Origin of the sequence: uncultured Eudoraea sp. (assembly GCF_947260015.1) — a bacterium.
Taxonomy (GTDB): Bacteria; Bacteroidota; Bacteroidia; order Flavobacteriales; family Flavobacteriaceae; genus Eudoraea.
The window spans coordinates 1-11,720 of the sequence record NZ_CAMYOM010000028.1 but is presented as its reverse complement, the minus strand read 5'-3'; the positions used below and the strand labels follow the sequence as shown (position 1 = coordinate 11,720).

Annotated in this window: 11 protein-coding genes and 1 pseudogene; 9 read left to right on the top strand and 3 right to left on the bottom strand. The window is 37.2% G+C overall.

From position 1 onward, the window contains the following. The 9 genes and pseudogenes from Q0X66_RS11575 to Q0X66_RS11535 form a co-directional block, all read left to right on the top strand. Positions 1-882 (top strand): hypothetical protein (locus tag Q0X66_RS11575; protein WP_297706510.1); only part of this gene is annotated, 882 nt, incomplete at its 5' end. 31 nt (positions 883-913) lie between these two features. Then, the gene (locus Q0X66_RS11570; protein ID WP_297706508.1) at positions 914-1,561 is read left to right on the top strand and encodes a hypothetical protein; all 648 of its coding nucleotides are present in this window, start codon (positions 914-916) and stop codon (positions 1,559-1,561) included. 43 nt (positions 1,562-1,604) lie between these two features. Next, entirely contained in the window at positions 1,605-3,602 is a 1,998-nt protein-coding gene (locus tag Q0X66_RS11565; protein ID WP_297706536.1) for a gliding motility-associated C-terminal domain-containing protein, read from the top strand. A gap of 4 nt (positions 3,603-3,606) precedes the next feature. Further along, positions 3,607-4,575: a type IX secretion system membrane protein PorP/SprF gene (locus tag Q0X66_RS11560; RefSeq protein ID WP_297706506.1), complete on the top strand. Its 969-nt coding sequence runs from the start codon at positions 3,607-3,609 to the stop codon at positions 4,573-4,575. 87 nt (positions 4,576-4,662) lie between these two features. Beyond that, positions 4,663-5,098 (top strand): annotated as a pseudogene (locus Q0X66_RS11555) (NUDIX domain-containing protein). Then, on the top strand, positions 5,095-5,502 hold the full coding sequence (locus Q0X66_RS11550; RefSeq protein WP_297706504.1) for a 6-carboxytetrahydropterin synthase: 408 nt from the start codon (positions 5,095-5,097) through the stop codon (positions 5,500-5,502). Before Q0X66_RS11555 ends, Q0X66_RS11550 begins: the two are co-directional and overlap by 4 nt. A gap of 3 nt (positions 5,503-5,505) precedes the next feature. Further along, positions 5,506-5,967, top strand: coding sequence for a peroxiredoxin (locus Q0X66_RS11545; protein WP_297706502.1), 462 nt, complete (start codon positions 5,506-5,508; stop codon positions 5,965-5,967). Then, complete coding sequence (locus Q0X66_RS11540) at positions 5,964-6,932, top strand: type I phosphomannose isomerase catalytic subunit (RefSeq protein WP_297706500.1); 969 nt, start codon at positions 5,964-5,966, stop codon at positions 6,930-6,932. The genes Q0X66_RS11545 and Q0X66_RS11540 overlap by 4 nt, the downstream gene beginning before the upstream one ends. A 32-nt stretch (positions 6,933-6,964) precedes the next feature. Further along, positions 6,965-7,234: a hypothetical protein gene (locus Q0X66_RS11535; RefSeq protein WP_297706498.1), complete on the top strand. Its 270-nt coding sequence runs from the start codon at positions 6,965-6,967 to the stop codon at positions 7,232-7,234. 19 nt (positions 7,235-7,253) lie between these two features. Here the strand turns inward: Q0X66_RS11535 and Q0X66_RS11530 are convergent, their stop codons facing one another. The 3 genes from Q0X66_RS11530 to Q0X66_RS11520 form a co-directional block, all read right to left on the bottom strand. Beyond that, complete coding sequence (locus tag Q0X66_RS11530; RefSeq protein WP_297706496.1) at positions 7,254-7,958, bottom strand: DUF4369 domain-containing protein; 705 nt, start codon at positions 7,956-7,958, stop codon at positions 7,254-7,256. Positions 7,959-8,003: 45 nt separating this feature from the next. Next, positions 8,004-9,266 (bottom strand): DUF819 family protein, encoded by a 1,263-nt coding sequence (locus Q0X66_RS11525; protein WP_297706494.1) that lies wholly within the window; start codon positions 9,264-9,266, stop codon positions 8,004-8,006. A 73-nt stretch (positions 9,267-9,339) separates the two neighbouring features. Beyond that, a complete protein-coding gene (locus Q0X66_RS11520; RefSeq protein WP_297706492.1) occupies positions 9,340-11,571 on the bottom strand; it encodes a DUF5916 domain-containing protein in 2,232 nt (743 codons plus the stop codon). Positions 11,572-11,720 lie beyond the last annotated feature (149 nt).

Sequence of the window (11,720 nt, the reverse complement as noted above, 5' to 3'; positions counted from 1 at the left end):
TCAGAAACGATAGTCACCGGCGCAGGGATTAATGTGGTAACCGGCACAGGAACCACAGGTGATCCTTATATCATCACCGCTACAGAAGTAGATGGTAGTGTAACCAATGAGGTAAACACGGTCTTTGCAGTAAATGCAGGTAACCTTGAAATCACCGATAGTGATGGAACCCTTTCGGTACCGCTTGCTTCACTTGGCACAGATGATCAGAATATAGATGTATTAACCCTTAACGGAGCGACCAACATATTGACCGTAGGTATTGAGAATGGTAGTGACTTAACGGTTGACCTTTCTTCCCTGTCTGATACAGAAACTATTACCACAATGACTGGTACAGCAGGGTCCGGAAACGCAATTGGAACGTATACTAATGAGGCCAGTACTCCTGTAGTAATCAACGAAACTGTAACAACGCTGTCACAAGATAACGCAACTGGAGTTATTACATATACCAACGAGTCAGCTACGGCACAAACGGCCGATGTAATTAGTACAGATGCTGATAATCAGATTACGGCTGGCTCTGATGGAGGTGCATACCTTAATCTACCTGTGATCTATTCAGCAGGAAAAGTCAATGGCAACGGAACGGCTGCATCAATTTATCAGGCCACAGTTTCACGGATTAATGAAGGGGATTATCAAATTACGTTTACCACGGCGCTTTCTAATGCCAATTATATCATTCAATTAGCAACAATAGATTGTAATGGGGATTGCCCGGGTAATACATCAGCGAATTATGACGATCCTGGAATAACCTATTATGATCAGCAAACAAGCGGCTTTAAGATCAATATTGGTGATAGTGACAATGGTACGACATCAAAGGATGATATTGATTTAGAATTCATGTATACGGTTATTAAACTTCCGTAATAAGATTGATAGAACATAAAAAATTAAAACGATGAAAAGTACATTTTATATAGTATTCTTTTTATTTCTGACTGTGACCGTCTCAGCTCAAATAGACGCGAACTCGGTAATGGGAATGCCAACAGCAACAACGGCAGAGATGACTGCTATTGTCGGCCCAAACATTGGATCTGTATTGTTCAATACCGATGATCAAGCTATATACAGATATACAACTTCCGGGTGGGTAATAAGCTCAGATGATCAATATGATGACGAGGTGCTACTAAGAACGGCACTGGATGTTAACGAAGGTGGGGTGGGTTCACCTACCAATGAAACCAATGTGGAGGAAGTAATTCAGGCTATCGCACCTATTACATCTAAGGCAGCAAGGGTATTCTATCCTCCTTCTATTGCAATTGACGCATCGACCAATGGCAACTTCAATGTAAACCTGTATACACAATATACGGCGCAATTTGCAACGCCAACAGCCGTAAGTACCGGAGCACCTACGGCGGTACCCACATATGTCGCTACAGATTTATATTATTATGTGACTTATGCAGATCCATTGGTATTTAATACAACCCCCGGTGCAATGACAATAAATGCCAGTGGGGTATTATCCTATGAAATTATAGGTCAACCTGCAGATTACAACTCATTGATCAACGTGGTCTTTGTGGTAAAATAATACTATAAAAAATAATTCAATTAGGGGTTTGAAGCTAATCAACATAAATAAACTTTTAATACTAGGAGCCATAGTTACATTCTTTGGCTCCAATGTTGTTAATGCACAGTTTTTGCTTCAGGCACCTAATAGCGGTGACGAAAGTAATTTTAGATGGTATGAAGCTTCAGATACTTCTACAGTATTAAGTACAAATTTCTTTTATGAGACTAGTACTCCAGGGGTTTACTTTGCAACTTATGACGGTACTTTGTGTGGTTCAAATGCAACAGGGTATTTCATTTTAACAGATTGTACAGCTCCTGATAACCAGGTTACTCTGGACATTACCGCAAATGTCAGTGGCAGTGCCACTGTAAGCTGGAACCCGGCCGTTGCAGGAAATCAATTACAGCCGGTTGTTACATCAACAACTTCGGTAGTTCGCTATACCGCCACAATAAATAAAGCCGGTAATTCAATGGACCTCCCTCGTTTCACAGTAGTATGTCTGCAACAGGCAGCCACCTTGGTAGACGACCTTATTACGCTCGATGAAGATACTTCTATCATGGTCCCAATTTATGACAATGACAGCGATCTCCCTACAATAGGAACTTTGACAACTACAAATCCTGCCAATGGTTCAGTTAGTATTAATAACAACGGGACCCCGAATGACCCAACAGATGACATTGTTACATATACGCCAAATCCGGATTATAACGGACCCGATTCATTTGATTATACCGTCTGTAATACCACGGGAGATTGCAGTACAGCAACAGTTACGGTAGATGTATTACCTATAGTAGATGCATTGCCCGATTCTATTGCGACAATAGAAGATATTGCTGTTGATATAGACATTTTAGCAAATGATAACGATATTCCTACCGTAGGGACACTTACCAATACAAGTCCGGCTGACGGTACAGCTGTAATCAATAATAATGGTACTCCGGGAGACCCTTCTGATGATAGTATCACTTATACGCCAAATCCCGGATATATTGGGACGGATTCCTTTACCTATACACTATGTGATAATATATCTAACTGCAGTACTGCTACAGTTACTATCCTGGTAAACCCAATTGGAGTAGACCTTGATACAGACAATGATGGAATAGTGGACAGTTTTGAAGATTTGAATTTAGATGGGGATAATGATCCTTCAACAAATCCAACAGATACCGATAGTGACGGCATAGCAGATTATCTTGACATAGACAGTGATGATGATGGTATTCCAGACAATGTAGAAGCGCAATCTACTGCAGACTACACAGCACCTAGTGGGATAGATGCCAATAATAACGGCCTTGATGATGTATATGAGAATGGCGGTGGATTAGGAATTCTTCCTGTAGATACAGATGGTGATAGTCTGCCGGATTATGTTGATACCGATAGTGATGATGACAATGTTCCAGATAATATTGAGGGGCATGATATGGATAATAATGGCATTGCAAATGCAATCTTTATAGGATCTGATAAGGACAACGATGGCCTTGATGACGGTTATGAGGGTTATACAGCTATTGATGACGATGTAAACGATGAAATTGATGATCCTTTTGATATGTTACCAAACACAGATGGTGATTCCGAATCTGATTATAGGGATACGGATGATGACGATGATCTTATAGCTACTGCTGACGAGGATACCAATGGTGATGGTGATTTTACCAATGATGATATAGATGCTGATGGCACACCAGATTATTTGGAACCTAATGCCAGTGAAGAGGACATTGAGGTTTTCAACGTGGTAACCCCCAATGGAGATGGTATTCATGATGTTTTAAGCATTAGAGGGCTTGAAGATTTCCCAAATAATACAATTCGCATTTACAATAGATGGGGTGTACAAGTTTATACTACAAATGCATATAACACCCAGGGTAATGTCTTTGATGGTACATCTCAAGGTAGAGCAACTGTAGACGTAGACAACAAACTACCTGTAGGTACATATTTCTACATCCTGGACTATGAAAATGAAGATGGTGTGCAGAAATCGCTATCCGGATACATATACATAAATAGATAAACCAATGCTAAAATTGACACGTAATATTTTTTTTCAGAAAAGCCTGACAACACTGTCTTTTCTTCTGGTTGTTCTATTTACGGAAATTATTTATGCTCAACAGGATGCGCAGTATACTCAATATATGTATAATACGGTTAGTGTTAATCCGGCATATGCAGGTTCCAGAGGTCATATGAGTATAGCAGGATTATATCGGTCTCAGTGGGTAGGTTTGGATGGCGCGCCAAAAACCCAAACTTTCAATATGCATACACCATTGGGATATAGAGGTGTTGGTCTTGGAGTATCGGTTGTAAACGACCAAATTGGACCTACGTCAGAAACATTTTTTGATCTCGACTTTTCGTACACCTTACAACTGGCTAAGGAATCTCGCTTAAGTTTTGGATTAAAAGCAAGCGCAAGTTTGTTAGATATCAGATTTTCTGAATTAAACCAGGATGTAACAAATCCCGGCGGACCGGACCCAACATTACAGCAGGATATTACTAATAGGTTTTCACCCAATATAGGCGGTGGAGTCTATTATCATACAGATAGGTTTTATGTCGGAATATCCGTTCCCAGAATTTTGGAAACTTCTCATTTTGATGAGTCCTCGCTTTCAACTGCAAAGGAGCAAATGAACTTTTATCTCATTACAGGTTATGTTTTTGATATGAGTGCATTTTGGAAATTTAAACCTGCGATGTTGCTCAAAGCAGTACAGGGTGCGCCTTTGGGAGTAGATTTATCGGCAAATTTTATGTACAATGATAAACTCATAATGGGGCTCGCTTATAGGTGGGATGCTGCGTTTAGTGCACTGGTAGGATTTCAGGTGTCTCCTTCATTTCTAATAGGTGTAGCTTATGACAGAGAAATTACAGAATTGGGACAGGCTACTTTTAATAATGGTTCCTTTGAAATAATTTTGAGATATGAATTTATTAAAGTCAAAGGAAACTTAAAGTCTCCACGCTTCTTCTAGAATTATCTCTTATATAGTTACTTAACTTTATCAATTTTTTTGATACTCTTAACCCTGAATATTGCATAAAGATGCTACTTTTGCAAGATGGGAAATAAAAAAGAGGAAAATGTTATTCTCGTAAATCAACTAGATGAAGAGATTGGTTTAATGCCTAAAATGGAGGCTCATGAAAAGGCAGTACTGCATAGAGCTTTTTCAGTTTTTATTATGAATAAAAATGGTGAGACCATGTTACAGCAAAGGGCGCAACATAAATATCATTCTCCATTGTTGTGGACCAATACCTGTTGTAGTCATCAACGTCAGGGCGAGACTAGTTTAGAAGCTGGTAGAAGGCGACTACAGGAAGAATGAAGACCCACCAGTTATAAATACGGACGAAGTGGCAAATTGGAAATGGATGAGTCCGGCAAAAATTAAAAAGGATATTTCGGACAACCCGGAAACATATACGGTCTGGTTCAAAATAATATTTGAAAAGTTTTATGATCATCTTATTCAAAACCATCAGATAAAATGAAAGTAAAAGTCAGCCGTAAGGCACATTTCAATGCTGCGCACCGTTTATACCGTCAAGATTGGGATGATAAAAAGAATAATGCAGTTTTTGGCAAATGTAATAATCCCAATTATCATGGACATAACTATGAATTAGTAGTTAGCGTGACTGGAGATATTGATCCTGAGACCGGTTTTGTCATAGATATGAAAATTTTAAAAGATTTGATCAGGTCTGAGATAGAAGATGCCCTGGACCATAAGAATTTAAATGTTGAAGTTCCGGAGTTTAGAACATTAAATCCAACTGCAGAGAATATAGTTATTGTGATCTACAATAAATTACGGCCTCATATAGATGCAGGCAAGGAACTGGAAGTTATTCTTTATGAAACACCTCGTAATTTTGTCACCTACAATGGATAAATTATGGGCCTGAAAGTTGGGCAACTCATACCGCAATTTGTATTACATGATCAGGATGGCAAGTTATTCAACAGTAAAGAGATAGTAGGAAAGAAACCCTTTGTAATTTTCTTTTATCCTAAAGATTATACTCCTGGTTGCACATTAGAAGTATGTTCTTTCAGAGATAGTTATGAGGAATTTACCGAACTTGGAGCACTAGTTGTCGGCATCAGTTCCGATTCTGAGAGTACACATCGTAGATTTGCATCAAAATATCGCTTACCATTCAAACTTTTGGCTGATAAACATAAGAAAGTACGCCGTTTGTTTAAAGTAGAGAGTAAGTTGTTCAATTTACTTCCCGGCAGAGAAACTTATTTGGTAAGCAAGGAAGGCGTGATATTGATGGTATTCAATAGTTTTAATGCTTCCCAGCACATGAAAAAGGCATTAAATGCGCTTAAAAAATTGAAATTGAAATGAATTTATATCCACTTAAATTTTATCCTATACTTAAAGAACGTCTTTGGGGAGGTACAAAGCTGGGCACATTATTAGGTAAAGAATTGGAAAGTGATCTCGTTGGAGAAAGCTGGGAATTATCTGGAGTAGCCGGAGATGTTTCGATTGTTGCCAATGGCTCTTTTAAAGGAACTAGCCTTACGGATTTAATTAATCGATTTCCTGAAGAGATACTTGGAAAAAGTGTCTTGGAACGATTTGGAAAAGAGTTTCCAATCCTTATTAAATTCATTGATGCCCAAAAAGATCTTTCCATTCAGTTGCATCCTAGTGATAAACTTGCAAGAAAACGTCATAATTCTTTTGGCAAAACCGAAATGTGGTATATAATGGATGCCGATAATGATGCTGAGCTGATAATTGGGTTTAAAGAAGATATTTCTAAGGAAACATATGTGGAAAGTCTGAAGAATGATACATTAACTGATCTATTAAATTATGAAAATGTTAGTGAAAGTGATACTTATTTTATAAGTGCAGGCAAAATTCACGCCATAGGCGCAGGGATATTATTAGCAGAAATACAGCAAACATCTGACCAAACCTACAGGGTGTACGACTATAATCGAAAAGATGCTCAGGGAAATCTAAGAGAATTACATACAGAATTGTCGATTGACGCAATTAGTTATGATAGGCAAGACGACTTTAAAGTTAGCTATAGGCAAGAAGCAAACGTTGCTAACCCATTGGTAAATTGCCCCTATTTTAAAACCAACTTTATAAGTTTAAATAAAAATATCCAGTGCGATGTTTCCGATCAGGATTCCTTTACGATATACATGTGTATTGATGGAAAAGTTTTGATAAAGAACGATTTTGGATCAATCTTGATTAAAAAAGGCGAGACAGTTTTAGTACCGGCTATTACCAGCAATATTCTTTTGAGTACTAAACGAGCCAAACTTCTGGAAATTACTATTTGAAAAAGTGTATTTTTGCACAAAATTATTCAGCAATGGCAAATATTAGAGAATTAAAAAAAGACATTAATTACGTTTTAGGCGATATTATAGAAGCAGTTTATATTGTTGAGGCTTCCAATGACAAACCAGGTTCTAAAGAAGGGTCAGAGATTATTGATGGTGCGATTGCTACTTTTGATGATTTAATTTCTAAAGTAAATATGAAAAGTGTAGACAATAAAAAGCAACACCTAAAGAACGTCCGCAAAGAACTGGAAGAAAAAGCCAGAGGGCTGGTTGATAAACTTAATAAATTACCTTAGTTCTTTACTTCTTGTATTATTAATTTTTTTTCTCTTCAAGATATTCTTGAAGAGCCCTCCCGTATTTACCATTGGCTACTTCCGGACTTAATGAATTATTAATAGAATCCAGGTAAATAATATTTGCATCCGGCACTTCGTTTAGGGCTATATAAGGGGCAATATGATATGCTTTGTTATTAAGAGCAAAATTTAGAGCATAGAGGTAACCCCTTCGAATATTCATGTCACTTGCTTTTTGAATGGAATCCTGAGTTAGAGAATCTTTAGGGGTCTCAGGGTCATAAATTGCCCGGATAATTTCCAGATTTGTAGTATTAAAACGGGTCATGACTTTCTTGTATTCTTCAAGTTTCTTCTGGTTTTCAGAACCTTTAATTTTTGCTTTGGTATCAAATGTGTTCCAATTCGTGTTAATAGTTATTGTACCGGGTTCGCCAAAAAAAGTAATCCTGTCATTTATATCATTATTGTCTTTTTTATCGAGGTACAAATAAAAAATCTCCGGACTTTCCAGCTCAGTTTTAAAAAGGAAGTTTCCATCACCTTCAACTTTAAGAGAATCTATTACAACAAGGGAAGTATCTGATATATGTTGAAGATAAAGCGTGCCTTTTTTTAATCCTTTTACTTTACCGGTAACTGTCATGGTATTTTCAGTATCCTTATATCCGCAAGACGCTAATATGGCACAGCTTAGTATAGTAATTATTACGTTCTTCATATTATTTTAATTCTGCCGCAAATATCATTAAAGTTTATTGGAAATTTAAACTTTTGAAGCAATTTCCATAAGTAGGGCACATATATAAGCACCTGCGGTCCCTACCACATAACCCAAGACAGCTAGTAGAATACCTACAGAAGTAAGCGACGGATGAAACTCTGCGGCCACGATAGGTGCAGATGCCGCTCCACCTACATTTGCCTGACTTCCAACAGCCAGGAAAAAGTAAGGAGCTCTAATAATTTTAGCCACAAGAATTAATAAACCCGCATGTATGGAAATCCAGATTAGACCTACTGCAATTAAACCTGGTTTGTCCAAAAAGCTTCTTAAATCCATTTTCATTCCAATGGTAGCCACAAGGATATAGATAAATAACCCTCCTATTTTACTTGCTCCGGCTCCTTCATAATTTTTAGCCTTGGTGAAGGACAGTATTATACCAATGGTCGTGGCAAAAACAACCATCCACAAAAATTCTGAACCCAGGGAAGAAAGAGCTTTTTGCTTATTCCGGATAACTTCAAAATTTTCCTGTAAGAATTCTGAAAAATGGAAGCCACTAAAATGAGCAATACCAACTGCTGTAAACGCCAAACTCAACATAATTATATAGTCGTGAAGCGTTGTAATCCGCGTGATTTTTGCAGTATATTCGGAAACTTTTATTTTAAGGGTTTCAATAGAAGAAGTATCAGCTTTTAACCACTTGTCAATCTTATCAGACTTCCCAATACCAAGAAGAATTATAGCCATCCAAATATTTGCAACCACGATATCTATCAGTACCATGTCACCGAATTTTTTAGGGTTATAGGAAAAGACTTCCAACATTGCAGCCTGGTTTGCCCCACCGCCAATCCAGCTTCCCGCAATGGTAGATAAACCTCTCCATACCGCATCAAAATCATTTCCTCCCACTGTTTCGGGAGAAAAACTTGAAACTATTAAGATGGCAATCGGACCACCTATAATTATTCCGGCGGTTCCTGTTAAGAACATAATAAGAGCTTTGGAACCAAGGTTTACGATAGCTTTAAGATCAATACTTAAGGTCATGAGTACCAACGCCGCTGGCAGTAAATATCTGCTGGCTATATAATACAACCTTGAATTTTCTTCAGAGATGAGACCTGTACTGATTAGTATTGCTGGTAGTAAGTAGCACATTAACAGCGTTGGAACAATAGTATAGAATTTTTTCCAAAATCCGGTTTTAATGGAAGATGTATAAAATACAAACCCAAGACAGAGACATAGTAAACCAAAAATTACGGTGTCTTCAGTTATTGGTAAATGGTTCATGGAAGATTATTTAATGGTGAAAAGCCATCAAATATAATGAAATTAGATGGGGCTGTTCACTATAAAAATGAACCTAAATATTCAACCAATAGGTTATTTTTAGATTAATAGATCTGGTCTTTGGCGCAAAACCATCTACAAAATAATTATCATTATATACCAGAAAAAGGTCTGATAGCGGAGCAAAACGCCATTGTAATCTGGAATTTATACCAAAATTGTCTCGCTGATTGCTGTATTGAATTAAGGTTGACCAAAATATTGATTTGCTGAAGGTGACTTCAATTTTTGGACTTATCAACCAAATGTCTGCACTGGGGTAGGGGTCGGGCAATTCAATTTTATCGTACCTCATTATCATAGAGAGAAATACTTTTGGTTGAAAACGGAAGGTCATTCCTCCTTGAACAGAAAAGCGGTCACCATTAAAAAAACGACCAATAGATGGTTCAACGGAATAAGAAAAGATTTTTCTACGATCTGAGTTAAACTCGGCTTTAACGCTGTTGTAGTGATATCCCTGATTTCCGGGTAAAGGAATGCCACCATCGGTATCCGTTGGATCAAAATCATCAATTAAAAAAGTATACTTATTCGAGAATTCTACATTGAACCTGGACTGATCCTTTAACCTGGCTTCCCATTGGCCGCTGAATTCATTGTCAGTATTCTTAAAATCCATACTTGGGCTCCAAATAAAAATGGGAAAAAACTGGAATGAATGATTTTGGATAAAACTATTACTTGGCCAAAATACACGTTCAAATTGAACAAAACTTTTTAAAATATCCGTACGTCTGACAAAACCCAAATCTGATCTGAAATCTTCGCCTACATATACTAATTTACCAGAGGCCTTATAATTTCTGGAGTTGTATTCCAGGCGTGCACCAGTGGCTATATCTTTACCGTTACTATCAGGCTGAAATGACTTTTGAAAAAAGAATTTCCCATTCCATACATTATCTTGTGAAATCAGATTGTAATCCAGTCCCAGTACACGGTTGTATTTATCCTCCGGTAAAAGAAAATCGTAATCTTTAAGGGATTGCCTGTTAATAAAAAAGACACCAATGTTAGACCTTGCCAAAACTCTCTGCTGCAGGGCAAACATCATATTATTATTAGACGGGATTTCATTTACTTCATCTGATGCAGTTTGAAGATTAAGAAAACCCAACCGTAAGTCTTTTGTTAATTTCCCACTTAATCTAACTCCTCCTATGATTTTATTTTCAATGGTATTATCCGCAGTATCCTCTGCAATACCTATCCTTCTGGAAAAAAAAGGGTTTGCATCTCTGGAGTCTCCAAAACTTCCGAACAAGTCATTATTATCTATAAAGAATTGTCTTTTTTCGGGAAGTGAAATTTCAAAACGCGTGAGATTCGTCACCTGATCATCTACTTCAACCTGAGAAAAATCAGGATTTACAGTAATATCCAAATTCATACTGTTACCGATAGAAACTTTTGCATCTCCACCAACCGAAAACTTGTTAGTGGTATTGTCTTCTTCAAAATCCTTTTTTATACTTCCATTTACATAGGGAATAAGTGCTAATGGGGTTCTGGATTTACCCAGAGGTTTTTCAAAAACCATATCTCCCATAAATGCCAATCCCCCTACATTCTGATTTTGAGGAACATTCACCCAGGTACTGGTTTCGTTAGATTGACTGTCAAACCGGTAACTGTTAAACCTCCATTTTGTTTCTCCTTCTTTAAACTTAAATGAAGTGAGCGGAATAACCATTTCAGAAGTATACCAGGTGCTATAAATTTTTGAATCTCCTTTCCACTTTACATCCCATGTTGTATTGAAATTCCTGGAGTCCTGGCCTCCACCTGATACAAGGCCCTCTCTGCGCACCCCATAGGGATTAATACCAAATAAGAAAGCGTTTGTACCATCACTAAATGTATCAAAAAGTAAGTTAATATTATCGCTGTTTCCGGCTCTATAATCTCTTTTCAAGGATTGAATGGCATAATCCTTACCCAAAGCAAAAACCGTAATTCCAATATAAAGGTTTTTATCGTCATAAAGCATTTTAATATCTGTCTGTTGTCTGGCCTGAATGGAATCTAAAGGAAAATATTCCCAAAAATTATTGGCGCTATTCGCTGTTTCCCATATGGGTTCGTCCAAAACCCCATCGGGGACAATATTCTTATTGATTTTTTTAACAATAAAAGACCTGGTTTTATTCTGACCGTAGTAAATAGAGGATTTAATATTACTTTGACCGTAAAATGCTATAGAAGTAAAAAATATGGCTAAAAAAGTAAGTGTTTTTAACATTTAATTTGGATCAGACATTAAAGGAAGTCTAGACAAATTTTAAAATCGTTTTTAATAAAAACCAGGATACAAATATCCTCCGTTTTTATTTAGGGAACAATGCTTTTTCTGCAAATGACCGGAGTTGTATTGTGAACGACATATTCCCA

What these genes read in the sequence shown, in the direction of transcription:
- Q0X66_RS11570 (WP_297706508.1), top strand. Translation starts at nt 914, where the DNA reads ATGAAAAGTACATTTTATATAGTATTCTTTTTATTTCTGACTGTGACC.
- Q0X66_RS11535 (WP_297706498.1), top strand. Translation starts at nt 6,965, where the DNA reads ATGGCAAATATTAGAGAATTAAAAAAAGACATTAATTACGTTTTAGGC.
- Q0X66_RS11550 (WP_297706504.1), top strand. Translation starts at nt 5,095, where the DNA reads ATGAAAGTAAAAGTCAGCCGTAAGGCACATTTCAATGCTGCGCACCGT.
- Q0X66_RS11540 (WP_297706500.1), top strand. Translation starts at nt 5,964, where the DNA reads ATGAATTTATATCCACTTAAATTTTATCCTATACTTAAAGAACGTCTT.
- Q0X66_RS11545 (WP_297706502.1), top strand. Translation starts at nt 5,506, where the DNA reads ATGGGCCTGAAAGTTGGGCAACTCATACCGCAATTTGTATTACATGAT.
- Q0X66_RS11560 (WP_297706506.1), top strand. Translation starts at nt 3,607, where the DNA reads ATGCTAAAATTGACACGTAATATTTTTTTTCAGAAAAGCCTGACAACA.
- Q0X66_RS11530 (WP_297706496.1), bottom strand. Translation starts at nt 7,958, where the DNA reads ATGAAGAACGTAATAATTACTATACTAAGCTGTGCCATATTAGCGTCT.
- Q0X66_RS11525 (WP_297706494.1), bottom strand. Translation starts at nt 9,266, where the DNA reads ATGAACCATTTACCAATAACTGAAGACACCGTAATTTTTGGTTTACTA.
- Q0X66_RS11520 (WP_297706492.1), bottom strand. Translation starts at nt 11,571, where the DNA reads ATGTTAAAAACACTTACTTTTTTAGCCATATTTTTTACTTCTATAGCA.